General features: G+C 65.0%; 33 protein-coding genes. 23 read left to right on the top strand and 10 right to left on the bottom strand.

The window, feature by feature from the left end; all coding sequences use genetic code 11:
* Positions 1–7: 7 nt before the first annotated feature.
* From ATO11_RS03545 to ATO11_RS22045, 6 genes are all read right to left on the bottom strand, one after another.
* Positions 8–523, bottom strand: a complete 516-nt coding sequence (locus tag ATO11_RS03545) for a hypothetical protein (protein WP_050529476.1) — start codon at positions 521–523, stop codon at positions 8–10.
* A complete protein-coding gene (locus ATO11_RS03540) occupies positions 520–1,026 on the bottom strand; it encodes a hypothetical protein (protein ID WP_134643056.1) in 507 nt (168 codons plus the stop codon). The genes ATO11_RS03545 and ATO11_RS03540 overlap by 4 nt, the downstream gene beginning before the upstream one ends.
* Positions 1,016–1,495, bottom strand: coding sequence for a hypothetical protein (locus ATO11_RS03535; protein ID WP_050529474.1), 480 nt, complete (start codon positions 1,493–1,495; stop codon positions 1,016–1,018). The genes ATO11_RS03540 and ATO11_RS03535 overlap by 11 nt, the downstream gene beginning before the upstream one ends.
* Positions 1,488–2,246 (bottom strand): ABC transporter ATP-binding protein, encoded by a 759-nt coding sequence (locus ATO11_RS03530; RefSeq protein WP_242601369.1) that lies wholly within the window; start codon positions 2,244–2,246, stop codon positions 1,488–1,490. The genes ATO11_RS03535 and ATO11_RS03530 overlap by 8 nt, the downstream gene beginning before the upstream one ends.
* Before the next feature lie 196 nt (positions 2,247–2,442).
* Positions 2,443–4,380: an AMP-binding protein gene (locus ATO11_RS03525; RefSeq protein ID WP_050529472.1), complete on the bottom strand. Its 1,938-nt coding sequence runs from the start codon at positions 4,378–4,380 to the stop codon at positions 2,443–2,445.
* 161 nt (positions 4,381–4,541) lie between these two features.
* The gene (locus ATO11_RS22045; protein ID WP_165586926.1) at positions 4,542–4,700 is read right to left on the bottom strand and encodes a hypothetical protein; all 159 of its coding nucleotides are present in this window, start codon (positions 4,698–4,700) and stop codon (positions 4,542–4,544) included.
* A 146-nt stretch (positions 4,701–4,846) separates the two neighbouring features.
* On the opposite strand from ATO11_RS22045, the gene ATO11_RS03515 reads away from it, so the two are divergent.
* The 3 genes from ATO11_RS03515 (at position 4,847) to ATO11_RS03505 (ending at position 7,363) form a co-directional block, all read left to right on the top strand.
* Complete coding sequence (locus ATO11_RS03515) at positions 4,847–5,497, top strand: histidine phosphatase family protein (protein ID WP_050529470.1); 651 nt, start codon at positions 4,847–4,849, stop codon at positions 5,495–5,497.
* Positions 5,498–5,545: 48 nt separating this feature from the next.
* Entirely contained in the window at positions 5,546–6,166 is a 621-nt protein-coding gene (locus ATO11_RS03510; protein ID WP_050529469.1) for a glutathione S-transferase family protein, read from the top strand.
* Positions 6,167–6,238: 72 nt separating this feature from the next.
* A complete protein-coding gene (locus ATO11_RS03505) occupies positions 6,239–7,363 on the top strand; it encodes a saccharopine dehydrogenase family protein (RefSeq protein ID WP_050529468.1) in 1,125 nt (374 codons plus the stop codon).
* 4 nt (positions 7,364–7,367) lie between these two features.
* On the opposite strand, the gene ATO11_RS03500 is transcribed toward ATO11_RS03505, so the two are convergent.
* Both ATO11_RS03500 and ATO11_RS03495 read right to left on the bottom strand, forming a co-directional pair.
* Positions 7,368–8,270, bottom strand: a complete 903-nt coding sequence (locus ATO11_RS03500) for a DMT family transporter (protein ID WP_110553557.1) — start codon at positions 8,268–8,270, stop codon at positions 7,368–7,370.
* Positions 8,267–9,148, bottom strand: coding sequence for a LysR family transcriptional regulator (locus tag ATO11_RS03495; protein WP_050529467.1), 882 nt, complete (start codon positions 9,146–9,148; stop codon positions 8,267–8,269). The genes ATO11_RS03500 and ATO11_RS03495 overlap by 4 nt, the downstream gene beginning before the upstream one ends.
* Before the next feature lie 106 nt (positions 9,149–9,254).
* On the opposite strand from ATO11_RS03495, the gene ATO11_RS03490 reads away from it, so the two are divergent.
* The 17 genes from ATO11_RS03490 (at position 9,255) to ATO11_RS03415 (ending at position 20,378) form a co-directional block, all read left to right on the top strand.
* Complete coding sequence (locus ATO11_RS03490; protein ID WP_050529466.1) at positions 9,255–9,782, top strand: FMN-dependent NADH-azoreductase; 528 nt, start codon at positions 9,255–9,257, stop codon at positions 9,780–9,782.
* 197 nt (positions 9,783–9,979) lie between these two features.
* Complete coding sequence (gene ffh, locus ATO11_RS03485; protein ID WP_050529465.1) at positions 9,980–11,470, top strand: signal recognition particle protein; 1,491 nt, start codon at positions 9,980–9,982, stop codon at positions 11,468–11,470.
* A 142-nt stretch (positions 11,471–11,612) separates the two neighbouring features.
* A complete protein-coding gene (locus ATO11_RS03480) occupies positions 11,613–12,038 on the top strand; it encodes a YeeE/YedE family protein (RefSeq protein WP_110553586.1) in 426 nt (141 codons plus the stop codon).
* Positions 12,035–12,466, top strand: coding sequence for a DUF6691 family protein (locus ATO11_RS03475; protein ID WP_050529463.1), 432 nt, complete (start codon positions 12,035–12,037; stop codon positions 12,464–12,466). Before ATO11_RS03480 ends, ATO11_RS03475 begins: the two co-directional genes overlap by 4 nt.
* On the top strand, positions 12,456–12,962 hold the full coding sequence (locus ATO11_RS03470) for a GNAT family N-acetyltransferase (protein WP_050529462.1): 507 nt from the start codon (positions 12,456–12,458) through the stop codon (positions 12,960–12,962). The genes ATO11_RS03475 and ATO11_RS03470 overlap by 11 nt, the downstream gene beginning before the upstream one ends.
* On the top strand, positions 12,959–13,525 hold the full coding sequence (locus ATO11_RS03465) for a GNAT family N-acetyltransferase (RefSeq protein ID WP_050529461.1): 567 nt from the start codon (positions 12,959–12,961) through the stop codon (positions 13,523–13,525). Before ATO11_RS03470 ends, ATO11_RS03465 begins: the two co-directional genes overlap by 4 nt.
* Complete coding sequence (locus tag ATO11_RS03460) at positions 13,522–14,049, top strand: GNAT family N-acetyltransferase (RefSeq protein WP_050529460.1); 528 nt, start codon at positions 13,522–13,524, stop codon at positions 14,047–14,049. The genes ATO11_RS03465 and ATO11_RS03460 overlap by 4 nt, the downstream gene beginning before the upstream one ends.
* Positions 14,046–14,345, top strand: a complete 300-nt coding sequence (locus ATO11_RS03455; RefSeq protein WP_050529459.1) for a chorismate mutase — start codon at positions 14,046–14,048, stop codon at positions 14,343–14,345. Before ATO11_RS03460 ends, ATO11_RS03455 begins: the two co-directional genes overlap by 4 nt.
* 45 nt (positions 14,346–14,390) lie before the next feature.
* On the top strand, positions 14,391–14,813 hold the full coding sequence (gene rpsP, locus ATO11_RS03450) for a 30S ribosomal protein S16 (RefSeq protein ID WP_050529458.1): 423 nt from the start codon (positions 14,391–14,393) through the stop codon (positions 14,811–14,813).
* A gap of 87 nt (positions 14,814–14,900) precedes the next feature.
* Positions 14,901–15,041 carry a hypothetical protein gene (locus tag ATO11_RS22040; protein ID WP_165586925.1) on the top strand — a complete coding sequence of 47 codons (141 nt, stop codon included), beginning with the start codon at positions 14,901–14,903 and terminating at the stop codon, positions 15,039–15,041.
* Positions 15,038–15,553: a ribosome maturation factor RimM gene (rimM, locus tag ATO11_RS03445; protein ID WP_050529457.1), complete on the top strand. Its 516-nt coding sequence runs from the start codon at positions 15,038–15,040 to the stop codon at positions 15,551–15,553. The genes ATO11_RS22040 and rimM overlap by 4 nt, the downstream gene beginning before the upstream one ends.
* Positions 15,543–16,331 carry a tRNA (guanosine(37)-N1)-methyltransferase TrmD gene (gene trmD, locus ATO11_RS03440; protein WP_050529456.1) on the top strand — a complete coding sequence of 263 codons (789 nt, stop codon included), beginning with the start codon at positions 15,543–15,545 and terminating at the stop codon, positions 16,329–16,331. The genes rimM and trmD overlap by 11 nt, the downstream gene beginning before the upstream one ends.
* Positions 16,318–17,229, top strand: coding sequence for an ADP-ribosylglycohydrolase family protein (locus ATO11_RS03435; protein ID WP_050529455.1), 912 nt, complete (start codon positions 16,318–16,320; stop codon positions 17,227–17,229). The genes trmD and ATO11_RS03435 overlap by 14 nt, the downstream gene beginning before the upstream one ends.
* Before the next feature lie 191 nt (positions 17,230–17,420).
* Positions 17,421–17,807 (top strand): 50S ribosomal protein L19, encoded by a 387-nt coding sequence (rplS, locus tag ATO11_RS03430; RefSeq protein WP_050529454.1) that lies wholly within the window; start codon positions 17,421–17,423, stop codon positions 17,805–17,807.
* A 12-nt stretch (positions 17,808–17,819) separates the two neighbouring features.
* Positions 17,820–18,041, top strand: a complete 222-nt coding sequence (gene rpmE, locus ATO11_RS03425) for a 50S ribosomal protein L31 (RefSeq protein WP_050529453.1) — start codon at positions 17,820–17,822, stop codon at positions 18,039–18,041.
* A gap of 213 nt (positions 18,042–18,254) precedes the next feature.
* Entirely contained in the window at positions 18,255–19,478 is a 1,224-nt protein-coding gene (locus ATO11_RS03420; RefSeq protein ID WP_050529452.1) for a multidrug effflux MFS transporter, read from the top strand.
* Positions 19,479–19,568: 90 nt separating this feature from the next.
* A complete protein-coding gene (locus ATO11_RS03415) occupies positions 19,569–20,378 on the top strand; it encodes a division plane positioning ATPase MipZ (RefSeq protein WP_050530018.1) in 810 nt (269 codons plus the stop codon).
* Here the strand turns inward: ATO11_RS03415 and ATO11_RS03410 are convergent.
* A complete protein-coding gene (locus ATO11_RS03410) occupies positions 20,375–21,241 on the bottom strand; it encodes a DMT family transporter (protein WP_050529451.1) in 867 nt (288 codons plus the stop codon). The genes ATO11_RS03415 and ATO11_RS03410 overlap by 4 nt on opposite strands.
* Before the next feature lie 244 nt (positions 21,242–21,485).
* Positions 21,486–22,250, bottom strand: coding sequence for a hypothetical protein (locus ATO11_RS22365; RefSeq protein WP_242601344.1), 765 nt, complete (start codon positions 22,248–22,250; stop codon positions 21,486–21,488).
* A gap of 137 nt (positions 22,251–22,387) precedes the next feature.
* Here ATO11_RS22365 and ATO11_RS03400 point away from each other — a divergent pair, with 137 nt between their 5' ends.
* From ATO11_RS03400 to ATO11_RS21770, 3 genes are all read left to right on the top strand, one after another.
* A complete protein-coding gene (locus tag ATO11_RS03400) occupies positions 22,388–22,669 on the top strand; it encodes a type II toxin-antitoxin system RelE/ParE family toxin (protein ID WP_050529449.1) in 282 nt (93 codons plus the stop codon).
* Between the two features lie 12 nt (positions 22,670–22,681).
* Positions 22,682–22,972 carry a HigA family addiction module antitoxin gene (locus ATO11_RS03395; RefSeq protein ID WP_050529448.1) on the top strand — a complete coding sequence of 97 codons (291 nt, stop codon included), beginning with the start codon at positions 22,682–22,684 and terminating at the stop codon, positions 22,970–22,972.
* A 74-nt stretch (positions 22,973–23,046) separates the two neighbouring features.
* Positions 23,047–24,828, top strand: a complete 1,782-nt coding sequence (locus ATO11_RS21770) for a hypothetical protein (protein WP_134643055.1) — start codon at positions 23,047–23,049, stop codon at positions 24,826–24,828.
* The last annotated feature ends 292 nt before the right edge of the window (positions 24,829–25,120 follow it).

The following is a 25,120-nucleotide window of genomic DNA, read 5'->3' as shown; positions in this document are numbered from 1 at the left end:
CACGCCCTCATCCCGCCGCCCCCGCGCACATCTCCGCATGGTCCGGCATCCAGCCCGACACGGTGAACCGCAAGGCCCCGCCCGAGGCATCCACGACCGCGACTTTCCGCGCCGCGAGATCGGCCTCGCAACTCAGCAGGATCGCGAACGGCTTTGCCGGGCGCTTCAGATCGTCCGCGATCCACGACACTCCCGCCTTGGCCCAGATCGCCTCCAGCGCGGGCAGAACCGCCGCCGCTCGCGGCCAGGACCGTTCGTTCAGCGCACAACTCGGCTCGCTTTCATCGGTTTCGCGCATCCGCGCCACCGTCAGCCCCGCGCCCGCATCCCACAGCTGCGTCGCTGCCGCGCAGTCGCCGCAATCCGGCGTCCAGTCGCGCTTCAGCGTCCAGCCCTGCTCGTCCGCCGGCGCGCCATCCTTGACCGCCCAGCATCCAAGCAACGCGTCCCAGAACGCCCCGGCAGTGTCCTGCGCCTGCACAGCCGCGGGCAGGACCAGCGATATGAACAGCGCCCGGATCACTCGGCCTTCTCGGGCAGCGTCGCGAAGACGCGATAAACGGTGAACCGGTCGGCCTTCAGGTGCAGCGCCCGCGCATGCACGTTGAAGCCGCAGCTTTCGCAGAACCCGTCATACAGCAGTGTGACCGCCTGGTCGGTCTCCTTCCGCTCGGTGAGTTCGAACGGGCTGTCCTCGCGATCCAGCCAGTAATCCATGAACGCCTCGACCTCGGGCAACTCCTCGTCGAAGACATTGATGCCGCAATTCGCGCCCTGCAGCTTGACCAGCAACACCGACGGGTCCAGCCCCTGCCAGACTTCGCCATCCTCACCGAACAGGTGCGGCACCGCCGCCTGCACCGGCAACTGGCGCAAATCCTTGGTGCTGATGTCCTCGCGCAGCATCACCGGCGCCATGCAGCGCCCGGCAAAGAACAGCGACTTCGGCGTGGTTTCAAGATCGGCAACCTGCGCCGCCGCCGGTACCGCCATCAGCGCGGACAGAAGAAAGGCACTAACTCTCAAGATCGGTCTCCCGCACACGCATCGCCACCGCCTCGGCGGTGACATCCAGTTCAACGGCGACCTTCGGCTCGATCCAGTCGGTGGACAACCACCGCCCGGCCTCGATCTCCTCGTACCGCCCGATGGCGACCTGGTCGATCGCCCATATCTCGAATTCCAGAACATTGCCCCGCGCCGGTCGGCCAAGCACGGTGCAGGCTGCCAGATCCTGCGCCGGCGGCGTCTCGTAGATCAGGACGAACCCCTCGGGCAGCCCGTAGGCGGAATAGCCGGCCTCCGCCTCCATCGGCTCCAGCCCCTGCACGATGGGCGGAGTGAAATGCTCGAACGGGTCCAGGCAGCGCGCCGCGAACACCTCGAACTGGCCTGCCGCCAGCGGCTCCCCGGCCATCACCAGGCAGGCCGCGCCCAGCGCGCCGCGCCAGTTCAGGGGGGTAAACTGGCCAAAATGCCAACTTTTCTCAGTCATGCGCAACCCCGAGATAGGCGTCGATCACGTCCTGGTTGTTGCGCACCTCGTCCGGCGTCCCGTCACCGATCTTCTTGCCGTAATCCATCACCACGACACGGTCGCTCAGGTCCATCACCACACCCATGTCATGTTCGATCAGGGCGATCGTTGTGCCAAACTCGTCGTTTACGGACAGGATGAAGCGGGACATGTCCTCCTTCTCCTCGACGTTCATCCCCGCCATCGGCTCGTCCAGAAGCAACAGCGACGGCTGCGACACCAGCGCCCGCGCCAGTTCAACCCGCTTCTTCAACCCATAAGGCAGACGCGCAACCGGCGTCTTTCGGATCGACTGGATCTCGAGGAAATCAATGACCTGCTCGGCCAGCTCGCGGTTCTCGACCTCCTCGCGCTCGGCCTTCCCCTTCCAGATGGCTTGCGCGAACATGCCCGCCTTCATCTGCGTCAGCCGCCCCGTCATCACGTTGTCCAGAACGGTCATCCCCTCGAACAGCGCGATGTTCTGGAAGGTCCGCGCGATCCCCTGCTGCGCCACCTGGTAGGGCTTCATCGGCGGCCGCAGGCTGCCCCGGTACCACACCTCGCCCTCCTGCGGGTTGTAGAACCCCGAGATCACGTTCAGCATCGAGGACTTTCCCGCCCCGTTTGGCCCGATGATCGCCCGGATCTCGCCCTCGCGAATATCGAAAGAGATATCCTTGATCGCCACAACCCCCCCGAACCGCAGGGTGATGTTGCGCATCTCCATGACCACGCCACCAATCGTGCGCCCGTCTTCCGTCACGTAGCCTTCGGCATCCTTCACAGCCACATGTCCTTCTTCTCTTTCCAAATATGGCCGCCGGAGGCTCCCGCGCTCCCAACCGGGCACAGCCGCCAGCCTCTCTCGCGCCCGGCGGGAGGGTGGGTGGGGCGATCCGCGCATGCGGGAGCGTCACCCACCCTCATTCCGCCGCCATCGCCTTGGGCGCCACGTCCACGACATCGGCCTCGACGACCTTCAACGTGGCCGAGATCGAGCCCTTCCGCCCGTCCTCGTACGTCACTTCCGTCACGGTCGACACGCTCTCGGACCCGTCATACAGCGCCGCGATCAGGTCGGCGTATTTCTCCTCGATGATCCGGCGGCGCACCTTGCGGGTGCGGGTCAGCTCGCCGTCATCGGCATCCAGTTCCTTGTGCAGCACGACGAAGCGATGGACCTGGCAGCCCGACAGCATCTCGTCTTCCGCCACGCTGGCGTTGACCTCGGCCACGTGCTCGCGCAACGCCTGCAACACCTGCGGATGCCCCGCCAGTTCCTGGTAGGACGCGTAGGCGATGTTGTTGCGCTCGGCCCAGTTGCCCACGGCCGTCAGGTCGATGTTGATGAAGGCCGTGCATTCCTCCCGCCCGTTGCCGAACACCACGGCTTCGAGGATGTTGGGATAGAATTTCAGCTTGTTCTCTACGTATTTCGGCGCAAACAGCGATCCGTTCGCCATTTTGCCCACGTCCTTGGCGCGGTCGATGATCCGCAACTGGCCGGTGGCTTCCTCGATGAACCCGGCATCGCCGGTGGCGACCCAGCCCTCGGCATCCTTGGTCCCGGCGGTCGATTCCGCGTTCTTGTAGTATTCCACGAACACGCCCGGAGAGCGGTAGAACACCTCGCCGCTGTCGTCGATGCGGATCTCCACGCCCGGCGACGGCACGCCCACCGTGTCGGCGCTGACGGCATTGTCGGGCTGCTGGGTGATAAACACCGACGCCTCGGTCTGGCCATACAGCTGTTTCAGGTTGATCCCGAGCGAGCGGTAGAATTCGAAGATCTCCGGCCCGATCGCCTCGCCCGCGGTATAGCCCACGCGCACCTTGGAAAAGCCCAGCGTGTTCTTCAGCGGGCCATAGACGAACAGCTCGCCCAGCCGGTATTTCAGCCGGTCCCACGCGCCCACGCTCTCGCCATCGAGGATCTTGGGCCCGACCTTGCGGGCGTGATCCATGAAGGTGCGGAACATCCACTGCTTCAGCCGCCCCGCATCCTCCATCCGGATCATCACGTTGGTCAGCTGCGTCTCGAAGATGCGCGGCGGCGCAAAGTAATAGGTCGGCCCGATCTCGCGCAGGTCGGTCATCATCGTGTGCTGCGCTTCCGGGCAGCACACGCAGAAACCCGTCCAGTAGGCCTGCCCGATCGAGAAGATGAAATCGCCCACCCATGCCATCGGCAGGTAGGCCAGCACGCTGTCGGTCTGGCGCAGGTGATCGAACTCGGCCGAGTTCTTCGCGGTCTCGATGATGTTGCGGTTCGACAGGACGACGCCCTTGGGCTTGCCCGTCGTGCCCGACGTATACAGCATCACGCAGGTATCGTCGGGGCCCAGCGCCGCGATCCGGCGGTCAAGCTCGGCATCGTCACCCTGCGTCCGGCCCGCTTCCTTCACATCGGCAAAGGCGGTCAGGTGGGTGTGGTCGTATTTCCGCAAACCCCGCGGATCGAGATAGATCATCTCGCGGAACTCGGGCAGCCGGTCAGCAATCTCCAGCACCTTGTCGACCTGCTCCTGATCCCCGGCGATCACGATACTCGCGCCGCAATGGTCAAGGACATAGGCCATCTCCTCGGCCACCGCGTCCTGGTAGAGCGGCACCGGCACGGCGCCTGTCATCTGCACCGCGACCATCGCGCCGTACAGCGCCGGGCGGTTGCGCCCGATGATGGCGACGAACTGGCCGGGGCCCGCGCCCTTCAGGATCAGGCCCTTGGCAAGCGCACGGATATCCTCCTGGGCCTCGGCCCAGGTCCAGCTTTGCCAGATACCGAACTCTTTTTCCCGATACGCCGGAGCGTTGCCGAACGACGCCGCGTTCCGCGCAAGAAGCGCGGGGATCGACACCATCGACCCTCCGGCATCCGCATTGGATGCACGCAAGGCTATTTCCTCCCGTCAGGTCTCAAAAAGACCGTTTATTGCGCTCACCCTAGGACGGAAGAAACGATCTGCCAAGCGCCCCGCCGCACTTTTTTTGAACATCTGTTCATTTTTTGGCGAGGCGTCGTTCAGTAGAAGGCCGAACGCACCAGCGGCAGGATCGCGGCGGCGGCGATTCCCACGGCGGCACCGATGCCGAAGCGCAGGAACGGCGCACCCAGGCGCGGCCCGGCCAGCGACAGGCCGCCACAGATCAGCGCGTAGAAGACAAGTGCAGTTGTATCCATGACCCGAGATTGCCCGCCTTTGCGCCCCGTGTCACCGTTTTCTTGCCCGGCACGCGACCGCGCCCGCTTCAATTCGCGTGGGCTTTCCCATTGCAGAGCGGGGCAAATCCTGCTGCAACGCGCCTGACCGTCCGGGGAGAGCCACCATGTCAGAACTGATCCTTGTGCGTCACGGCCAGGCCAATTCCGGCGCGACCACCGAAGAGGATTACGACCGCCTCAGCCCGCTGGGCCACGACCAGGCGGCGTGGCTGGGCGCGTGGATGGACGAGGCGCACATGACCTTCGATCACCAGGTCCACGGCACCCTGCGCCGCCATGTGGAAACACATGCGGGCATGAACACCGGCACCGCGCAGGTCGATCCGCGCCTGAACGAGATGCAGTATTTCCCGATGGCGGACGCCATGAAACTGCACAGCGGGATGGAGGTGCCGACCGATCCCGAATCCTTTGCAGACCACGTGCCGCCCACCATGAGGGCGTGGCGCGACGGGCACCTGCGCGGCGTGCCCGACAGTTGGGACGGGTTTCATGGGCGGATCGCGGCGGCGCTCGACGATCACACCCGGATCGATCAGCGGGTGCTCTGCGTGACGTCGGGCGGGGTGATCGCCTCGACCCTGATGCGGGTGCTCGACCTCGACATCCCGGCGATGACGGCGATGCTGCTGCAGACGCGGAACGCCTCGTTCCACGTGCTGCGCCGGTTCCGGGGGCACTGGCACCTGCACCAGTTCAACGCCACGCCGCACCTTGCCGGACCGGACCGCGCCCACGCGCTGACCTTCGTCTAGCGGCACGGGGGCCTCCCGTGGCACTCTGCGCCGGGGAGGACACCAACCATGCGCCTGTATACAGCACCCGGCACCATCTCCATCGCCGTCGCCATCGCGCTGCACGAGGCGGGGATCGACGCGACCCATGACCGCGTGGATTTCGCCAGCGCGGCGCAGACCAGGGCGCCTTACCTGTCGATCAATCCCAAGGGGCGCGTGCCCGCGCTGGAACTGGATGACGGGACGATCCTGACGGAGACCGGCGCGATCCTCGACTATATCGGGGCGATCGCCCCCGATACCGGACTGGTCCCCGCCGATGCCCTGCGCGCGGCGCGGATGCGGGAGGTGATGTATTACCTCGCCTCAACCATGCACGTGAACCACGCCCACAAGATGCGCGGCGCGCGCTGGTCCGACGATCCGGCCGCGCTGGCAAGCATGAAGGCCAAGGTGCCGGACACCATGACCTCCTCGGCCCGGTATATCGAGGCCAGCTGCGCCCTCGATCCCTTCGTGCTGGGTGCGGATTTCAGCCTCGCCGATCCCTACCTGTTCGTGATCTGCACATGGCTGCCGGGGGATGGCGTCGGCATGGCGGCCCTTCCACGGCTCACGGGGTTCATGCAGGCCATGGATGCCCGCGCCTCGGTCGCGCACATGCGCGAGATCGGTCTTTTGCGCTGACGCCCCTTGGCCCGCCGCGCGGCTTGGGTCTATCGTGCGGGCGAACTGGCAAGGGGCAGGCGTGACACGGCCATGACCATCCATTGGTGCGGGAACGACGCGGCCTTGCGAAGCGGCCTCAGCGCGGTGCTGACCCGCGCCATCGCGCCCGTCGTGATCTGGGCGGATGAACCGGACGCCGTGGCACCGCTGGGCGGCAGCCCGGAACGGATCGAGCCTTGGAACGCCGACCGGCTTGGATCGGACGTGATGGCCGGCGACGTGATCGTGTCCGCCGGAGGCGCCGACCGCGACCTTGCGCTGGCCACGCTTGCCGCCAACAAGGGCGCGCACCTTGTCACGCCGGGCGACATGACCCCGGCGCTGTCCGCGCTCGAAGGGAAAGCGCTGCTGTCGAAATCGAGCATCGTGACCGAGGTCGGCGTGTCGCCCGGCATCGATCACCTGCTCGCCCGGCATCTTGTCCACGCCTACGCCACCAGCACGATCTTCGACCCGGCCCACACGATCAGCCTGATCTCCTGCGCCGGGCAGGTCCCGGCAGAACCCGGCCCGGCGCGTGCGGGGCGCGGTACGCAGGCACAGCAGGTCTGGCGCGCGCTGTCCGCGCCCGCCCGCGCGATCCGCGACTTCCGCGAGGCGCGGGTGAACCTTGCCTGGGACGCGGATGCGGTGGAGGAGGTGACCCTGCCCCTGCCCGCGCCCGAGGATTTCGAACTGGTGCCGCGCGGCGATGCGCTGCCCCTTCTGGACGCCTACGGGATCGACCCGGTCTGGCCGGTGGCGCGGCTGGAACGCGGCCTGCTCTGCCCTCCGGGCTGGCGCGCGGCATGGGGGCCGGTCCTGTCCCAGATCGAGGCGCTGAACGCCGCGACGCCCGCCGCGCCGATGCCGGGCTCGGCCGCGCTGACCGTCACCGGCGGCGCGCGCATCGTGATCTTCGTGGCGCTGATCGTGGAACGGAACGGCGCGCTTCTGTGGCACCATTCCGCCGTGCTCGAAGCGGTCGACGCGCCGCGCGGATCGGCCCATGACCGGTTGCTCGGCCGCCATGTCCGCCTCGCGATAGAGGCGCTGGTGTCGGACGAGGGCCTGCCCGCCGGGGTCGGCATGACGCGGTCCGATCCCGCCGCCATCGAAGCCTGGCTGCGCGACATCGGCAAGGAAGCGCGGCATTTCAGCATCGCGCACCGCTGACGGGTTACGCGGCGGGCGCCCCGCCCCGGTCGGGTGTGCCAAGCAGGATGCCAAGCGACAGGATCGTCAGCCCGACACCCGCCAGCACCGTCGCCGGTGGCAATCCCTGCCCCAGCCCGATCTCCCACAGAATCACCCAGCTGGGCGTGAGGTAGGTATAGGCCATGACCTTGGCCGACGGCAGGCGCAGCGTTGCGAAATAGACCAGCGTGAAGGTGAAGGACGTCGCAAGGAACGCGGTATAGAAGATCGTGATCCACGCGACGCGCGGCAGGGCCGCCCAGTCCGTCGCCATCAGCGCTGGGGCCCCGACGATGCCCTGCACCAGCGCACCGCCCAGCAGGATGCCCAGCGTGAACCCGAACGGCGACGCGCCCCGCGACCACAAGCGCGCCGCAGGCACGTAGAGCGCATGCGCGACGGTACCCGCGAAAAAGATCGCCTCGCCCCGCCCGACCTCGAACGCGCGCATCGCCTCGAAACTGCCGCGAAAGATCACCCACACCGCGCCCGCCCCGCCGATTGCCAGCGCAAGCGCCGACCACGCACCAAGACGCTGGCGCAGCAGGATCCACCCGAACCCCGCCGCCAGAAGCGGCGTCAGCGTGAAGACCACGGCGGTGTTCACCGGCGGCGCGGTCTTCAGCGCCTCGAACATCAGCACGAAGTAGACCGAGAACAGCCCGCCCAGCAGGACATACCGCCACGGCGCCTCGAAATCCGACCGGCGCATCGTTCCGCTGGCCCATCCCATGAAGGCCACGAACCCCGCCGCCAGCACGAACCGCACGAAATTCAGCGCAATCGGCGCGATCTCGTTCGCCGCCAGCCCGCCAAGGGAGAAAGACCCGGCCACCAGCATCGAAAAGGCGAGCATCGCGGCATGGCCGCGCAGCGCCTCGGTCACTCGACGTCCCAACGCTTGATCTGCGCCTTGAGGTGGCTCAACAGCGCCTGAACCTTGGCCGAGCGGTGAAGGTCCACATGCGTCACCAGCCAGACCGGGACGGTCCAGCTGTCATCCGGGTCGATCACGCGCACAAGGTCGTCGCGCTGCACCGCGCCGTAGACCGGCAGGAACCCGATCCCGGCCCCCGCGTAAACGGCATTTTCCAGCACCCGTGAATCGCCGCTGACGAACACCACGTTCTCTGCCGGGACATGGTCGCGCAGCCAGCGCGAAAACGGCGCCCGCGCGCCGGTTTCGTCGAAGGCGACGAAGCGGTGCTTGCGCAGGTCCTCCTTGCGCTCGGGGAACCCGTGCCGCCGCCCATAGGACTTGGCCGCGTACATCGCGAATTTCATCCGGAAGAACGGCTGGACGACGTTGTCCGGCTGGTCCGGCGGATTGCCCGCCCGGATCGCCACATGCGCCTCCCCGTATTCCAGCCGCAACAGGCGCGACCCGGTGAGATAGCGTATGCTGAGTTGCGGATGCTGCGCCTGGAACTCCGCCAGCACCGGCACCAGCTGCGGCCCCATGCTTTCGACCGAGGTCACGACAAGCTCGCCCGCCACCTCGGCCCCGCGCCCCTTGATCCGGTTGGTCAGCTGGCTGAACTGGTCGTCGGTCGTCTGCGCCACGCGCAACAGGTCCTCGCCCGCCTCCGTCGCGGTGTAGCCCCGCGCATGCCGCTGGAAAAGCTTGGCCCCCAGCCGCTGTTCCAGCGCGTCGATGTGGCGGATGACCGTCGCGTGGTGCACGCCCAGCGCATCGGCAGCCCCCGACACTGTTCCCATCCGCGCCACGTGGTACGCCGTACGTATTTCGTCCCAGGAATTCATGGCGCACCCTGTGCAAAATCGAACACTCGCTGTCCATCCTTTCCGATTGTGTGCGCAAACGCAATAACCAGATCGGTCACGTATTCTCACCATGTCAGGAGTGACCATGACCACCGTTCTGCATATCGACAGCTCTGCCCGCACCACCGGCTCTGCCACCCGCGCCATGACCGCCCGCACCATCGCCGAACTGGGTGCGGCGCGGGTGATCCGCCGCGACCTTGCCGCCGAACCCCTCCCCCACCTCTCCGAGGCCTGGGTCTCCGCGAATTTCACCCCCGCCGAAACCCGGACCGAGGCGCAGGCACAAACCCTCGCCCTGTCCGACACGCTGGTCGCCGAACTCGACGCCGCCGACGTCATCGTGATCGGCCTGCCGGTCTACAATTTCGGCGTGCCCGCCGCGCTCAAGGCATGGATCGACCTCGTCGCCCGCGCGGGCCGCACCTTCCGCTACACGCCCGACGGTCCGCAGGGCCTGCTGACCGGCAAACGCGCCATCGTGGCCTTCGCCTCCGGCGGCACCGGCATCGGGTCAGAGATCGACTTCGCCTCCCGCTACCTCACCCACATGCTCGGCTTCCTCGGGATCACCGACGTGACCTTCGTGCACCCGCAGGCCGCCGCCGCCTGACCGGAAAGGCGCGCGGGTTGACTCCCGCCCGCGCGCCGCCTATTCCGCCCCCAACTCCGGAGAGGCCCGCCCCTCCGGTCCCGTGCTCCATGCGGGATCGCCACCAGTCAGCGCGTCGCGCCCACTGGTGCGTTTGTCGTTTGGGGCATCGGTTCCTACCTTGGGACCATCCGCAACCGCACGAAGGGGCATTGCCCATGTTCGAAAACCTGTCCGACCGCCTGTCCGGCGTCTTCGACCGCCTCACCAAGCAGGGCGCGCTCAGTGAAGACGACGTGAAGACCGCCCTGCGCGAAGTGCGCGTCGCGCTGCTCGAAGCGGACGTCTCGTTGCCGGTGGCGCGCGACTTCGTGAAAGCGGTGCAGGAAAAGGCGACCGGCCAGGCGGTGACGAAATCGGTCACTCCGGGCCAGCAGGTCGTCAAAATCGTGCATGACGAACTCAAGCACGTGCTGGAAGGTGACGGCGAACCGGGCGCTCTGAAAATCGACAACCCGCCCGCGCCGATCCTGATGGTCGGCCTGCAGGGCTCGGGCAAGACGACCACCACCGGCAAGCTCGCCAAACGCCTGACCGAAAAAGAGGGCAAGCGCGTCCTCATGGCCTCGCTCGACATCTACCGCCCCGCCGCGATGGACCAGCTGGCGGTCCTCGGCATGCAGATCGGCGTCGACACCCTGCCCATCGTCAAGGGCGAAAGCGCGGTGCAGATCGCCAAACGCGCCAAGACGCAGGCCTCGCTCGGCGGCTACGACGTTGTCCTCCTCGACACGGCAGGCCGCCTGCAGATCGACCAGACGCTGATGCAGGAGGTCGAAGACGTCCGCGATGCCGTCCAGCCCCGCGAAACGCTGCTGGTCGTCGACGGCCTGACCGGCCAGGTCGCGGTCGAGGTGGCCGAAGAGTTTGACGGCAAGATCGGCATCTCCGGCGTCGTCCTCACCCGGATGGACGGCGACGGCCGCGGCGGCGCCGCCCTGTCGATGCGCGCCGTGACCGGCAAACCCATCAAGTTCGTCGGCGCCGGCGAAAAGATGGACGCGCTCGAAACCTTCGAACCCGACCGCATCGCGGGCCGCATCCTCGGCATGGGCGACATCGTCGCGCTGGTCGAAAAGGCGCAGGATACGATCGAGGCCGAGCAGGCCGAAAAGATGATGCGCCGCTTCCAGAAAGGTCAGTTCAACATGAACGACCTGAAGGGCCAGCTTGAACAGATGCTCAAGATGGGCGGCATGGAAGGCATGATGTCGATGATGCCCGGCATGGGCAAGATGGCGAAAGAGGTCGAAAAGGCCGGCTTCGACGATCGCGTGCTCAAGCAGCAGATCGCCATGATCCAGTCGATGACGAAAAAGGAACGCGCCGCCCCGCAGATCCTGCAGGCCAGCCGCAAGAAACGCATCGCCGCCGGATCCGGCATGGAAGTCAGCGACCTCAACAAGCTTCTCAAGATGCACCGCCAGATGGCCGACATGATGAAGAAGATGGGCAAGGGCGGCATGATGAAAAAGGCGATGGCCGCCATGATGGGCAAGGGCGGCGGCATGCCCGGCATGGACGGCATGGACCCCAAGGCGCTCGAAACCGCGGCCAAGCAAATGGGCAAGATGCCCGGCGGCCTGCCCGGCATGGGCGGCGGCATGTCGCTTCCTCCGGGCCTCTCGGGCTTCGGCAAGAAGAAGTGACGCGCATGTCTTCTTCTCTTTCCAAATATGTCCCCCGGAGGGCCGGCCCGCCCCACGCACCCGCCTGCGGGCACCGCGTTGCGTTGCCACTTGCGGGAAAACAAGCCGCGCGGCAGCGCGTCAATATGGACGATCCCACATGATACCGACGGAGTGGATTCTTGGCCTGGTCGGGGGCCTGATGATCGGCTGCGCGGCGGCCGTGTTCCTGCTGGTGAACGGGCGCATCATGGGCGCGTCGGGTATCCTTGGTGGTCTGCTCGATGGCACCGGGCGCGGCAATGCGGGTGAACGCATGGCGTTCATCGCGGGCCTTGTCGGCGTGCCGCTCGTCATCGCGCTCGTCTCGGGCGCGCCCGACACGAACCTCACCACCTCGCTGCCGATCCTCGTGATCGCCGGGCTCTTCGTCGGCGTGGGCACCCGGATGGCCAATGGCTGCACCTCCGGTCACGGCGTCTGCGGCATCTCCCGCTTCTCGGTACGGGGGATCGCGGCGACGCTCGTCTACCTGATCGCGGGCGGCATCGTGATGTATGTCGGCCGCCACATGCTGGGGGTGATCTGATGCGCCTGCTTGTCGCTCTCTTCGCCGGAGGCCTCTTCGGGGCGGGCCTGACCGTGTCGGGCATGACCGACACCGACAAGGTGCAGGGCTGGCTCGACCTGTTCGGCGCGTGGGATCCCACGCTCGCCTTCGTGCTGGGCGGGGCGATCCTGCCGATGCTCGGTGCCTGGGCCATCGCCCGCCGCCGCCAGACCGCAATGCTTGGCGCCCCCATCCCCGCGCCTGCCGACCCCGTGATCGACGCGCCGCTCGTCACTGGCTCGGCGCTGTTCGGGGCCGGCTGGGCGCTGGCGGGCCTCTGCCCCGGACCCGCGCTGGCGGTGCTGGGCTACGGCGGCTGGCCCGCGCTGGCCTTCTTCGCGGCGATGACCGCGGGCATGATCGCGCAGCCCTTCCTGCCCGTTCCGCGAGGCACCCGTGCAGCTTGAAACCGAACGCCTGATCCTGCGCCGCCCCGGCGCACGGGACACCGACCGCGCGGTCGCGTTCTTCACGAGCGACCGCGCGCGCCATGTCGGCGGCCCCTACACGCCGGGCGCGGCATGGCGGCACTTCGCCGCCGAGGTCGGGCACTGGGACCTTCTGGGCTTCGGCATGTGGGCCTTCTGCGCCAGGGGCGACGACACCGCGCTTGGCCTCGCCGGCCCGTGGTGCCCCGGCGACTGGCCCGAGACAGAGATCGGCTGGGTCACCTTCGAAGGCGGCGAAGGCAAGGGCTTCGCGTTCGAAGCCGCCGATGCCGCGCTCGACCACGCCTTCGGCACGCTCGGCTGGCCCACCGCCGTCAGCTATATCGACGCGGACAATGCCCGCTCCCGGACGCTCGCCGAGCGTCTCGGTGCGCGCATCGATCCCGACGCCCCGCAACCCAGACCCGACGCGCCCTGCCTCGTCTATCGACACCCGGCACGGGGGCGCGCATGAGATACGCCTGCGAAACACCCACGGGCGGCAAGGCCCCCGCGATGGCTGCAACCGTCAGGGCCACCATCCCGGCGCTCGACACCACCCGCCTGCACCTGCGCGCGCCGCGGGTCGAGGATTTCGCCTGCTATGCCAAGATCGTCTGCGGCGAACGCGGGCAATATGTCGGCGGCCCGATGTCGCGCGAGGACGCGTGGTTCGATTTCCTGTCGCTCGCCTCGGGCTGGATGCTGCATGGCCATGGCGGCTGGACCGTCACGTCGCGCGACACCGGCGCGCCCCTCGGCTTCGTGGTGCTGGGGATGGAGCCGGGCGACCTCGAACCCGAACTCGGTTTCCTGTTCTTGCCCGAAGGCGAAGGACAGGGCTTCGCGCACGAAGCGGCGGCAGCAGCGCGCGACTTTGCCCGCGCCACGCTCGAACTGCCCGCGCTCGTCAGCTACATCGACACCGGCAACACGCGCTCCGTCGCGCTGGCCAATCGCCTCGGCGCGACGGATGAAGGCCCGTTCGACGGCCAGCCCGATTTCCACACGCACCGCCACTGGGGACCGGCGGCATGAGCGGGACCTTCACCATCCCCGAGATCGAGACGGAGCGCCTGCGCCTGCGCGCGCCGGTGGCATCCGATATCGAACACTACATCGCCTTCCGCATGTCGGATCGCGCCGGCACGGTCGGCGGGCCGTATTCGCGTGAAACCGCGTGGTCGCAGTTCTGCGGACTGGTCGGCCACTGGATCGCGCGCGGCTATGGCCGCTGGATGGTCGCCGACAAGGACACCGACCAGCCTCTGGGCGTGGTCGGCCTGTTCTACCCCGAAGACTGGCCGCAACCGGAAGTCGCGTGGTCGGTCTTTGCCGAAGGCGAAGGCCGTGGCATCGCCTACGAGGCCGCCGTCGCCTCCCGCACCCATGCCTACGACGTGCTGGGCTGGACGGACGCGATGTCGCTCGTCGATCCCGCGAACACCCGCTCGGTCGCGCTGGCCCGACGCCTCGGCTGCACGCCAGACGGCACCTATGACCACCCGACCCTCGGCACGCTCCATATCTGGCGCCACCCCGCCCCGGAGGCTTTGACATGACCCAAGACACCACCCAGCGCGCGGCCGAGATCCTGGCCGAGCACCGCGCCTCCATCGACCGGCTCGATGCGATCCTCGTCTACACGCTGGGCGAGCGGTTCAAGCACACGCAGGCCGTCGGCAAGCTCAAGGCGCAACACGACCTTCCACCCAGCGACCCGGCCCGCGAGGCCAAGCAGGTCGCACGGCTCGAAGAATTGGCGCAGGACGCGGATGTCGATCCGGTCTTCGCCAGGAAACTGCTCAACTTCATCATCGCTGAAGTCATTCAGCACCACAAACAACACCAATCGTAACGGGGCTTGCCCCGGCACAAACGCCATTCAAAGGAGACACCAACAATGGCCATGAAAATTCGCCTCGCACGCGGCGGTTCCAAGAAACGCCCCTTCTACCGCATCGTCGCGGCTGACTCGCGCATGCCGCGCGACGGCCGCTTCATCGAGAAGCTGGGCACCTACAACCCGCTCCTGCCGAAAGACAGCGAAGACCGCGTGAAGATGAACATCGAACGCATCAAGTACTGGCTGGACCAGGGCGCGCAGCCGACCGACCGCATCCAGCGCTTCCTCGAAGCTGCGGGCGAGATGGAAAAGAAAGAGCGCAACAACCCGCAGAAGGCCGAGCCCGGCCAGAAAGCCAAGGACCGCGCAGAAGAGAAAGCCGCCAAGGCAGCGGAAGCCGCCGAAGCCGCAGCCGCACCGGCTGAAGAGCCTGCCGAGGAACCGGCGGCAGAAGAAGCCGCGGAAGAAACCACCGAGTAATCGGGAAAGGCGGGGCGCGCGGACACTCCCGCGCCTCGCCCCTCGTGCCGCGGGCCTGATCCGCGGCCTCTGTCCCGGCGCGCGTGCATGTTCCGCCTCTTCCGCCTTGTCCTGTTCGTGACGCTGGCCTTCGTGGCCGGGATCGTCTGGGAACGGGCACAGGAAAGCGAACGCTGCGCCGCGCGGGCGGGCATCATGGAGGACGGGCTGTGCCTGCAACCGAGATGACCGATCACGTCTGCGTCGCCGCCATCGCGGGAGCCTTCGGCGTGCGCGGCGAAGTGCGCCTGAAAAGCTTTACCGCGGTGCCCGAGGATGTCGCATCCTACGGGCCCCTGCACACCGAAGACGGCAGCCGGACCTTCACGGTCACGCTTGACCGCCCGATCAAGGGCGGCTTTGCCGTGCGTCTCAACACCATTGCGACGAAGGAAGAGGCCGACGCCCTGAAAGGCGTGCGCCTTTATGCGCCGCGTTCGGCTCTGCCGTCCCTGCCGGATGACGAATTCTATCACGCCGACCTGATCGGGCTGAATGTCTACGACACCGGCGGCGTGCGGCTGGGCCGGGTGAAATCGGTCCAGAACAACGGCGCCGACGACCTGCTGGAAATCCACGGTCCCGGCCTGAAGGCGACGGTGCTGTTGCCGTTCACCCGCGCGGCGGTGCCCACGGTCGACCTGACCGCGGGCCGGATCGTGGCGGACCCGCCCTTGGGGATCTTCCCCGATGACGGATAAGCCGCGCAGCCATGGCCGCAAGTCGATCCGCGTCACCGCGCAGCCGCGCGAACTGATCACGCCCACCCCGACCCTCAAGGACGTCTGGACCGCGCGGGTCATCACGCTGTTCCCCGAGCTGTTCCCCGGCGTCCTTGGCGCGTCGCTGACCGGCAAGGCGCTGAAGGACGGGGCGTGGTGCCTCGAACCCTTCGACCTGCGCCAGCACGGGATCGGGCGCCACCGCAACGTGGACGACACGCCCGCCGGTGGCGGCGCGGGCATGGTCCTGCGCGCCGATGTCGTCGATGCCGCGCTTGCGGCGGCGCGCGGGCCGGGCCCGGTGATCTACCTCTCGCCCCGTGGCGCGCCTTTCACGCAGGCGCGGGCGCAAGCGCTCGCCGCCGGCCCCGGCGTCACGCTTCTGTGTGGGCGCTTCGAAGGGGTCGACCAGCGCGTTCTCGACCATCACGGGATCGAGGAGGTGTCGATCGGCGATTACGTCCTCACCGGGGGCGAGATCGCGGCGATGGCGCTGATCGACGCCACCGTGCGCCTGCTGCCGGGCGTGCTGGGCAACGCCGCCTCGACCGAGGAAGAGAGCTTCTCGGCGGGCCTTCTCGAACACCCGCAATACACCCGCCCGGCGGAATGGCAGGGCCGCCAGATCCCCGAGGTCCTGACCTCCGGCAACCACGCGGCGGTCGAGACATGGCGCCGGGAACAGGCCGAAGAGCTGACCCGTACCCGTCGCCCGGACCTGTGGGCGCGCTATCTCGCCGACCATGACAACGACTGACCTGATCCACGGCGCGCTGGTCGCCGATGCCGCCGCGCGCGGGCTGCACTGGCTCTACGACCCCGCCCGCATCGCCGAGATCGCGGCAAGGCGTGGATCGGCGGCTTTCGTCCCACTCGACCGGGCCAATTTCGCCGATGCCGCAGGCGTATTCGTTCATGCCGAGGGCACGGATGGCCGGCAGACGCAGTATGGCGAGGCGCTTGTCCTTGCGACGCGGGTCATCACGGAATGCGGCGGGTTCAACGCCGGCGCCTACCAGGATGCGTATCAGGCCCACTTCGGGGCGGGTGGCACGTATTCGGGATATATCGACCGACCGACGCGCGGCACGCTCGACCACCTTGCCGCCGCGATCACTGATCCGTCCGGCCTGGAAGACGAACAACTGCCCGCCATCGCGACCCTTCCCGCCGTGGTCCATGCACACGGGCAGCAGGCGGACCTGGAGACACCGGTGAAGGCCGCCATCGCCGTGACCAACGTGCATGACGAGGCACGCTATTATGGTTCGATCGCCGCGCGGCTGATGAAGCTGGTCGGCGACGGCGCGGAGCTGAAGACGGCACTGCGCGCTTCGGCCGACGGCCACGCCGACCTGACGGCGGCACTTGATGCGAAAACAGACGATTCCGTCGCCTATGGCGAGGTCACCGGACGCGCCTGCCACCTGCGGCAGGGCGTGCCGCTGGCCTTCCACATCCTCGCCCGCGCGGACAGCTATTCCGACGCCGTCGAGCGCAACATCCGGGCGGGCGGCGACAGCGCCGGGCGGGCCATTCTGGTGGGCGCCGTGGCGGGTGCGGCCTTTGGCATCGGCGGATCACGGGGCATCCCACTGCGCTGGATCACGCAGACCTCCTCGCTTGGGGAAATCACCGCGCTTCTCGGCACCTGATCGCGCGATCGAACGGGCCGGCGATGGCCGCCAAACCCCTTGATTACAGGGCGGGGCCTGCGTATAGGGGCGCGTGGCATACCGCCCGGGGCGACTCGGGCGGTCTGTCGTTGCAAGAAAGAACAGCTGCCGGGCACGGCCCGGTAGACATCTCCGCGGGAAAACCGCGACGAACATGAAGGAGTGGTCCGATGGACCTGATCGCAGAACTCGAGGCCGAACAAGTCGCCTCGCTCGGGAAAGACATTCCCGATTTCAAGGCCGGTGACACCATCCGCGTCGGCTACAAGGTGACCGAAGGCACCCGCTCGCGCGTGCAGAACTACGAAGGCGTGTGCATCAGCCGCAAGAACGGCGACGGCATCGCCGGTTCGTTCACCGTCCGCAAGATTTCGTTTGGCGAAGGCGTGGAGCGTGTGTTCCCGCTGCATTCGACCAACATCGACTCGATCACCGTGGTGCGCCGCGGCCGTGTCCGCCGCGCAAAGCTGTACTACCTGCGCTCGCGTCGCGGCAAATCGGCCCGTATCGCGGAACAGACCAACTACAAGCCCAAGTCCACGGGCGCCGAAGCGTAAGGAGACGGTCAGATGAAATCCGATACCCATCCCGATTATCACGTCATCGACGTCAAGATGACCGATGGCACGATCATCAAGATGCGCTCGACCTGGGGCAGCGAAGGCGACACGCTGGCGCTTGACGTCGATCCGACCGTGCACCCCGCATGGACCGGCGGCGGCACCCGCCTGATGGATGCCGGCGGCCGCGTGTCGAAGTTCAAGAAGAAATACGAAGGGCTGGGCTTCTAAGCCTCCTTCCGATCACGTTAGCCCCGGCCGGGATCGGCCGGGGCGCCTCCCGGCCCGTCCGCCCGCGCCGAATGGCGCAAACGACACCCCCCCGAACAGCCGCACCTGCAGCGCCCGCCGAGACGTATTCATTCACCGTGAATGCGCGCGTTAGGGCTTTCTTTACCCATTTCATGGCAACCAGCCATGTGCGGGTGGCAAGGGACCAGGGAAATGCGGAACGGCGAATTGCGTTTGGGGCGCGAGGCACTGATGCTTGGTGCGCTCGTCGCACCTGCCCCTTTCGCGGTCGACATGTTCCTTCCCGCGCTTCCCCAGATCTCGCTGTCGCTTGGCTCGGGCGTCACGTCGACGCAAATGACCCTCACCGCCTATTTCCTTGCCTTCGCGCTGGCGCACCTCGTCTACGGGCCGTGGTCTGACGCACGCGGGCGCTTGCCGGTCCTGCGGGTCGGTGTGCTCGTCTTCCTCGTCGGCTCCGTCATCTGCACGCTGGCCCCCGCGATCGAGGTGCTGATCTTCGGCCGGGTGCTTCAGGCGACTGGGGCCGCCGCGCTGACGGTGCTGCCGCGCGCGATGATCCGCGACAGCCATATCGGGCTGGACGCGACCCGCCTGACGGCGCTTCTGATGCTGATCCTGTCCGTCTCCCCGCTCCTCGCCCCGCTTGCGGGTAGCCTCTTGATGATGGTGAGCGACTGGCGCGGCATCTTCGCCGCGCTCGCCGCCGGGGCGATCGTGTCTTACCTGCTGCTGCGCCTTGGCATGCGCGAGACACTCCCCCCGATCGAGCGGTATCCCGTATCGCGCAAGGCGCTGCGCAAGGGGGCGCGGCGGCTGTTTGCGGACCCGACCTTCCTGGGCATGACCTGCCTCGCCAGTTTCGGGCTCGCCAACTTCTTCGTTTTCGTGGCCATGGCGCCTTTCGTCTTCAAGTCGGCATTCGGGCTTGGCCATCTCGGCATCAGCGCCGCGCTGGCAGTGAACGGGATCGGCTTTTTCATCACCGCACAGGCCGCGGCTCCGCTGGCGTTACGGTTCGGAGCGGACCGGGTGATGCTGTGGGGCGCGCTTGGCTATGGCGGCGTCGTGGCGGTGACGGCGCTGTTCCTGCAAGCGGCGGAACCGGGGCTGATCCCGGTGGTCGGGCTGATCGCGCTCGCCAATGCCAGCCTTGGCGTGACCGTGCCCACGGCCCTGTGCCGCGCGCTCGATCCGCATGGCCCGATTGCCGGGCTTGCGGCCTCGGTCAGCGGTGCGGTGCAGATGTCGGTGACCGGGCTTCTGATCCTCGGGGCGAGCGTTGTGTTGCCGCAAACGCTCGACGGTCTGCTGGCGGCGCTCGCCATCTGCGCGACGCTGGTGGGTGTCACGGCGCTCTGCACGCTGCGCACTGGCGCGCATCGGCAGGGCTGGACGGACGGATACGATACCTGACCGCCTCTTTGCCCCTTTCGCCAAACGGCTCTACCACATATAGTAGCGCCAAGCGCGGCCAACGCGCATGAGGTGAAGGGCACGCGGGACATGGCGCATATCATCGTCGTCGGCAACGAAAAGGGCGGGGCGGGCAAATCGACCGTTTCCATGCATGTCGCCACGGCGCTTGCCCGCATGGGGCACGTGGTCGGCGCACTGGACCTCGACCTGCGGCAAAAGACCTTCGGGCGCTACGTCGCCAACCGAACAGCCTTTTGCGACGACCAGGACCTGTCGCTGCCCTCGCCGGTCTACCGCGACCTGCCCGAGATCGACCCCGCCAGCCTCAAACCCGGCGAGAACATCTATGACCACCGGCTGTCCGCCGCCGTGGCCAGCCTCGAAGGCGACAGCGACTTCATCGTCATCGACTGCCCCGGCTCGCATACCCGCCTCAGCCAGGTCGCGCATTCGCTCGCCGACACCCTGATCACGCCGCTGAACGACAGCTTCGTCGATTTCGACCTGCTGGCGAAAACGGATGCCTCGGGCGACAAGATCGAAGGCCCCTCGGTCTATTCCGAGATGGTCTGGAACGCGCGGCAGTTGCGCGCGCAGGCGGGCCTGCAGCCCATCGACTGGATCGTGGTGCGCAACCGCCTTGGCGCGCAGAACATGGTCAACAAGCAGAAGATGGAACGCGCGATCGAGATGCTGAGCAAGCGCATCGGCTTCCGCACGGCACCCGGTTTCCACGAACGCGTCATCTTCCGCGAGCTGTTCCCGCGTGGCCTGACGCTGCTCGACCTCAAGGATATCGGGGTGAAGCAGCTCAACATCTCGAACGTGGCCGCTCGTCAGGAGTTGCGCGACCTGATCAAGGCGCTCGACCTGCCCGGCGTCACGGTCGATTTCTAGGCGCGCACGCGTTTTCCCCGCCGCAGCACCACGAAATTCGACACGGCCAGCGCCGTGATCACGACGGCGCCGCCCGCCAGCGCCCAGTGGCCCGGCGCTTCACCCAGCACCAGCCAGACCAGAACAGGCGCCAGCACCGATTCCAGAAGGATCAGCAACGCGACCTCGGCCGAGGTGATATAGCGCGGCCCCAGGGCAAGCCCCGCCCCGCTGACCGCGATGAACGTCCCGTGCAGGAACACCCAGTGCCACTGGTCATCCGGCACCGCCCACGGATCGGCGAAGAACGCCAGCGTCCCCGCCACGCCCAGCGCCGCCACCGCCGCCCCCGGCACCATCGACACCGCCCGCGCCTGTCGGGCCGCCGTCAGCCCGGCCGCGAACAGCACCGCGACGCTCACCGCCAACAGGTCGCCCGTCCAGTGTGCGCCCGCCGTCTCGCCCGACCCGTAGGCGATAAGCGCCAGCCCCGGAATGACGGCGGCCATCGTCCACAGCATACGAGGCGAGATCGCCTCTCCCAGCCAGACCCGGCTGAACAGCGCCGCGAAGACCGGCATCGCCGCGATGATGAACACGACGTTCGCCACCGACGTGTTCTTGACCGCCAGCACGAACATCACGCCACTAGCCCCCGCCGTCAGCATGTAGATCCACGCCGGACGCCCCGCGCGCCAGACCCGCGCGAACCCGCCCCGATCCACCAGCAGCACCACGCAGGTCAGGCCCAGCCCCGACGTCAGCCCGCGCCACAACGACACCGTCAGCGCAGGGGCTTCGATCAAACGGATGAACAACGCGTCAGGCACGACGCAAAGCACGCCGATCAGGGTAATCAGAAGTCCACGAAACTGCGCCGTCATACCGCCACGCGTATCCGCCCCGGTGCGACTTGACCATACATGCAATCAGGTCACCCGCCCCGCGCCACCGGTCCCACTGCCCGATCGCCCGGACCAATCCCGCCAATGCCGCACGCGCCAACCACGTCCCGCATCACCCACACCCGTCGCATCGGGTAACACTTCCACGCCATTTGCCAAATGGCGACCCCGGCAGGATTCGAACCTGCAACCTGCCCCTTGAGGCAAGGAATCGTTCATAGCGCTATTCCTTCTGTGATTTCGTGCTCTTGGGTGTTTGTACAGTGTCCGCCTGTACATGATTTGTACGAAAACGGGCCCTGACATCGGCCTCATCCGTCTCAGCGTGGGCATAGATGCGCATGGGCAAATTGGGGTCAGACCAGCGTCCCGCCTTAGCCGCTGTGACAGGGTCAACGCCTTGGCGCACGACCAGTTCGGTGAAGAACCCGTGCCGGCCTGCTGGATGGGCTGAGAGGTATGTAACCGCAGATAATGCCAAGTGGATTGCGTTGGCGCTAGCTCGATTCATCGGAGGAGCAGTATTTGACCTCAAGTGGCTGTACCATTCCGTCGCTAAAGGAAAATGGAATAGGGATCGATGTCTGCGGCGGGTAATTGTGCCCTTAAATTCGGCGGCAGTTTCAACTTTTACTGGTTTCCTTTTTGCGTCTAGCATCATCCCATTTCTTAAGGACGAAAGTTTTGAGAATGTATTCGCCTTGCTGGACTTTGGTTTCATTTTTGGATACTTCTCGGACAACATTTTGGCTTCGATGCAAAACTTGGCGCAGCGAGTATTTGGCGCGTTGAACGATGAGTAATCATGCTGACGAATGCAAAACTCCCCAAAAAATATGACTTCGTTACGCACAAGAAGACCAGTGAACGATATGGAGTAAAGGCGGCTGGCCTGACGTTCACGCCTGCAGCTTGCTCCCACGAACTTCTTGATCTCTCTTGAAATGTAATAGGGGCCATACAGAACTGGATCCTGTGACTGACCCATTGGTCAAAAGAGAGTTGCTTGAAAGTCCGCTCTCGCGATTGATCCTATTGAGTACAACGGTAACGGCGAAGGTCGCCTTTACGCCCATATATGTATCACATCTTGACACATGTATCTCCTCATGATACGTGTTCTTGATGATCCAAAGCACCAAGGGCAAACGCGCCGCCAACGCTGTCAAAGGCAAGTACGGCAAAGGCTTCCCGGGTGACTTGGTGAAGCGCACGCGGGCGATGCTTTCGGCGCTGGATGCTGCAGTTGTTGTCGAGGACTTACGGTTCCCGCCCGGAAACCACCTGGAAGAACTGAAAGGGGATCGGGCTGGGCAACACTCCGTACGGATCAACGGGCAATGGCGCATCTGCTTTGTCTGGACGCCGAACGGCCCCGCAGATGTCGAGATTATGGACTACCATTGAGAGGATACGCTGATGAGCTTGCTTGAAGACCCGATGCACCCCGGTGAAGTCCTGAAGGAGCTTTACCTTGATCCCCTGGAGATGGGGGCCATCGCGTTTGCGCGGCGTCTTGGCGTGCCTCGAACGCGGATCGAGCGGTTGATCAAGGGCACGACTGGGATCACGCCTGACACGGCGCTGCGCCTTGCACGCGTGTTCAACACGACCCCGGTCTACTGGGTGAACTTGCAGACGAACTATGACATGGCGCTGGCCGCTAGAGAAATCGATGTCTCTGGCATTGAGCCTTTCGCGGCAGCCTAGCAGACATCATGAAAACGGTTGTTTTCCAAACAACATAAGCGATTTCTTTAGTCAGATTTATAGGTAGACGGGCCATGATAGAGCACGGCGAGAACTCAGAACCGAAGAGCCGCGTCGAGCTTGAAGACTACTTTGAAGCGATAAAGGAGACGGATGAACGTCCCCAAAACCCTTGCTTGGCTTGGGAAACAATAGTTTCAGATGTGACCCAAACAGCTAAGACTTGTTGTCTTCCTCGGTTCCAAGTCGATTTTGACCAGAAGGTCTGGGAAGCTGAGCGCTGCGCTTTTCATCTCCCAATAAACGGGGGCGGCAATCTCGAAGGCTCATTCGTTCTATCAGAAGAGCAGCAGTTGGCAGTTGAGGCTCTGATTGTTTCTGAGCGGATAAAGGTTTTGGAAGGGCTGATTTGTACGAAGTTAGATTACCACCTGTTGCCACTGCCTGTGACCGGGGCGTTCGAAGGGAGCCCGGCAAGCTTGATCGACGCTGAGACTTACCTGTTTGGTGCGAGAACTGGAAAATTGTCCGATCCAGATGCCTGCAACGACCATCAGGTGCATAGCAATGGCAATGGGACTTATTCCAACCGGCGTTGCCGACTGCCGAAGCTTAGAGTGGTTCGGGGTTCGGAGATTTGGGTTTCGGATTTCTGTTCACTTCATACCAATCTAGACGAGTATGCCGAAGCAGGCACCGCGGCAACGCCTCCCAACTTCAGTGCCGTGCTTGGAGACGTCCTGATTTCGGAGCAAAGAAAGGTTGATTCAGTCCTGTCGAAGTCTGACATCAGTCGCTTTGGTGATGCTTACGGAGGGCCGAGCGATCCGATCTCAAATGTGGACGCAAACAGGCTAGACATCCATAACGAAGTTAGAAGACACCTTCGCTACAAAAACGCCCGCGTTGACGGACCGGTATTTATAAAAAACTGTAAAATCGAAAGACTCGACCTCGAGATGGAGGTTGGAGCTAAGCTAACGATAGCAGACTCTGAGATTGGCCATCTGAAATGGACTTCCAATGAAGATGCAGAGCTTAAGGTATGGTTGGGCAATTCGAGCGTGGATTCACTGTCTTGTTCACAAGCATCCATTTCCGACTTTGGGGCCAAAGACACCCGGGTAGGTATAGTCTCTCTCGCCCCAAACCAAACCGTAACCGGTAAGATTGTTCTAACAAACTCCGAATGCCACTTTGAGGGTGGAGACTTTAGCAAAGCATCAGTAGCAGTCGCCAAACGTTTGTCGTTTTCAAACTCAAAGGTCAAAGGTTGTAGAGTTTCCCCATGGACTACAGATGAATGGCAGACTCTGCTTAGGTCGTATGGAGGAACGAACTCTCTGTTTGCTGTTCTGCTACTCCTCGTTTTTGCCGTCCCGTTGATGACCGATTACGCGGTCTGGAGCGCAGTTCATAAGGCCCAGGGACTACTTGAGGCACTCCCAATGGAGACCATGACTCGCGCAAATATCTCTCGGTGTTTGGCGGATGACTGCGAACAAATGAACCTTCTACTACTAATTTTTGGGTATCAGAATGGACTGCCGTACTTGCTCTTAACGGCGTCCCTTTTGTTATTGAACGTCTTGAGGTTGCTTATGACGCGCGAAGTCGCAGCAATAAGGGAAAACTCCGAGATATCAGGTCGGTACCCGGAGAGAGGAAACATCTTGCCACCATGGAACTTCAAGAATGCGCCCGGCGGTTCAAAGCTAGCAGCTTGGAGATACAGTTATCGTCATCTGACGATTTTGCACCATGTGATTTCCGCTTTGATAGTCGTTTCGTTGGGTTCGTTCATTTACTCTTCGATCTCATTGATTGGGCAAACAGTATGGGTGCCTGCAAATTAGCACCCGACACTCAATTGATAGTGAAGCGGCCAGTTCATCGCGCAGAACCGCGCGCGGCCGTTTGATGTTCATTTCCATTGGCCTCACGACCAACTAATGCCTCAACCCCCTCTCCGCATGGGCCTCCTGGCTGTCTAGCTGTCCCTCAATCTCTCGGCGGCGGCTTTCGCTAAGGTCAAGCTCTGCTGCAAGTTCTCGTCCAGCGTCTTGTAGCTCGCCTCGTCGTTCAGCAATCCGCTCAAGGCCTTCATGGATGCGGCCTGCGAACGAATGAGCAATGAACCGCCCCGGG

It is taken from the genome of Pseudaestuariivita atlantica (assembly GCF_001205715.1).
Taxonomy (GTDB): domain Bacteria; phylum Pseudomonadota; class Alphaproteobacteria; order Rhodobacterales; family Rhodobacteraceae; genus Pseudaestuariivita; species Pseudaestuariivita atlantica.
The sequence above is the reverse complement of the archived record's forward strand: the minus strand, read 5'-3'. Positions and strand labels throughout refer to the sequence as shown.

Excerpts from the sequence above, each read along its gene's own strand:
- ATO11_RS03535 (WP_050529474.1), bottom strand. The coding sequence starts at position 1,495 with ATGACTGAGAAAAGTTGGCATTTTGGCCAGTTTACCCCCCTGAACTGG.
- ATO11_RS03530 (WP_242601369.1), bottom strand. The coding sequence starts at position 2,246 with ATGGAGATGCGCAACATCACCCTGCGGTTCGGGGGGGTTGTGGCGATC.
- ATO11_RS03525 (WP_050529472.1), bottom strand. The coding sequence starts at position 4,380 with ATGGTGTCGATCCCCGCGCTTCTTGCGCGGAACGCGGCGTCGTTCGGC.
- ATO11_RS22045 (WP_165586926.1), bottom strand. The coding sequence starts at position 4,700 with ATGGATACAACTGCACTTGTCTTCTACGCGCTGATCTGTGGCGGCCTG.
- ATO11_RS03515 (WP_050529470.1), top strand. The coding sequence starts at position 4,847 with ATGTCAGAACTGATCCTTGTGCGTCACGGCCAGGCCAATTCCGGCGCG.
- ATO11_RS03510 (WP_050529469.1), top strand. The coding sequence starts at position 5,546 with ATGCGCCTGTATACAGCACCCGGCACCATCTCCATCGCCGTCGCCATC.
- ATO11_RS03505 (WP_050529468.1), top strand. The coding sequence starts at position 6,239 with ATGACCATCCATTGGTGCGGGAACGACGCGGCCTTGCGAAGCGGCCTC.
- ATO11_RS03495 (WP_050529467.1), bottom strand. The coding sequence starts at position 9,148 with ATGAATTCCTGGGACGAAATACGTACGGCGTACCACGTGGCGCGGATG.
- ATO11_RS03490 (WP_050529466.1), top strand. The coding sequence starts at position 9,255 with ATGACCACCGTTCTGCATATCGACAGCTCTGCCCGCACCACCGGCTCT.
- ffh (WP_050529465.1), top strand. The coding sequence starts at position 9,980 with ATGTTCGAAAACCTGTCCGACCGCCTGTCCGGCGTCTTCGACCGCCTC.
- ATO11_RS03465 (WP_050529461.1), top strand. The coding sequence starts at position 12,959 with ATGAGATACGCCTGCGAAACACCCACGGGCGGCAAGGCCCCCGCGATG.
- ATO11_RS03460 (WP_050529460.1), top strand. The coding sequence starts at position 13,522 with ATGAGCGGGACCTTCACCATCCCCGAGATCGAGACGGAGCGCCTGCGC.
- ATO11_RS03455 (WP_050529459.1), top strand. The coding sequence starts at position 14,046 with ATGACCCAAGACACCACCCAGCGCGCGGCCGAGATCCTGGCCGAGCAC.
- rpsP (WP_050529458.1), top strand. The coding sequence starts at position 14,391 with ATGGCCATGAAAATTCGCCTCGCACGCGGCGGTTCCAAGAAACGCCCC.
- ATO11_RS22040 (WP_165586925.1), top strand. The coding sequence starts at position 14,901 with ATGTTCCGCCTCTTCCGCCTTGTCCTGTTCGTGACGCTGGCCTTCGTG.
- rimM (WP_050529457.1), top strand. The coding sequence starts at position 15,038 with ATGACCGATCACGTCTGCGTCGCCGCCATCGCGGGAGCCTTCGGCGTG.
- trmD (WP_050529456.1), top strand. The coding sequence starts at position 15,543 with ATGACGGATAAGCCGCGCAGCCATGGCCGCAAGTCGATCCGCGTCACC.
- ATO11_RS03435 (WP_050529455.1), top strand. The coding sequence starts at position 16,318 with ATGACAACGACTGACCTGATCCACGGCGCGCTGGTCGCCGATGCCGCC.
- rplS (WP_050529454.1), top strand. The coding sequence starts at position 17,421 with ATGGACCTGATCGCAGAACTCGAGGCCGAACAAGTCGCCTCGCTCGGG.
- rpmE (WP_050529453.1), top strand. The coding sequence starts at position 17,820 with ATGAAATCCGATACCCATCCCGATTATCACGTCATCGACGTCAAGATG.
- ATO11_RS03420 (WP_050529452.1), top strand. The coding sequence starts at position 18,255 with ATGCGGAACGGCGAATTGCGTTTGGGGCGCGAGGCACTGATGCTTGGT.
- ATO11_RS03415 (WP_050530018.1), top strand. The coding sequence starts at position 19,569 with ATGGCGCATATCATCGTCGTCGGCAACGAAAAGGGCGGGGCGGGCAAA.
- ATO11_RS03410 (WP_050529451.1), bottom strand. The coding sequence starts at position 21,241 with ATGACGGCGCAGTTTCGTGGACTTCTGATTACCCTGATCGGCGTGCTT.
- ATO11_RS22365 (WP_242601344.1), bottom strand. The coding sequence starts at position 22,250 with ATGGGTCAGTCACAGGATCCAGTTCTGTATGGCCCCTATTACATTTCA.
- ATO11_RS03400 (WP_050529449.1), top strand. The coding sequence starts at position 22,388 with ATGATCCAAAGCACCAAGGGCAAACGCGCCGCCAACGCTGTCAAAGGC.
- ATO11_RS03395 (WP_050529448.1), top strand. The coding sequence starts at position 22,682 with ATGAGCTTGCTTGAAGACCCGATGCACCCCGGTGAAGTCCTGAAGGAG.
- ATO11_RS21770 (WP_134643055.1), top strand. The coding sequence starts at position 23,047 with ATGATAGAGCACGGCGAGAACTCAGAACCGAAGAGCCGCGTCGAGCTT.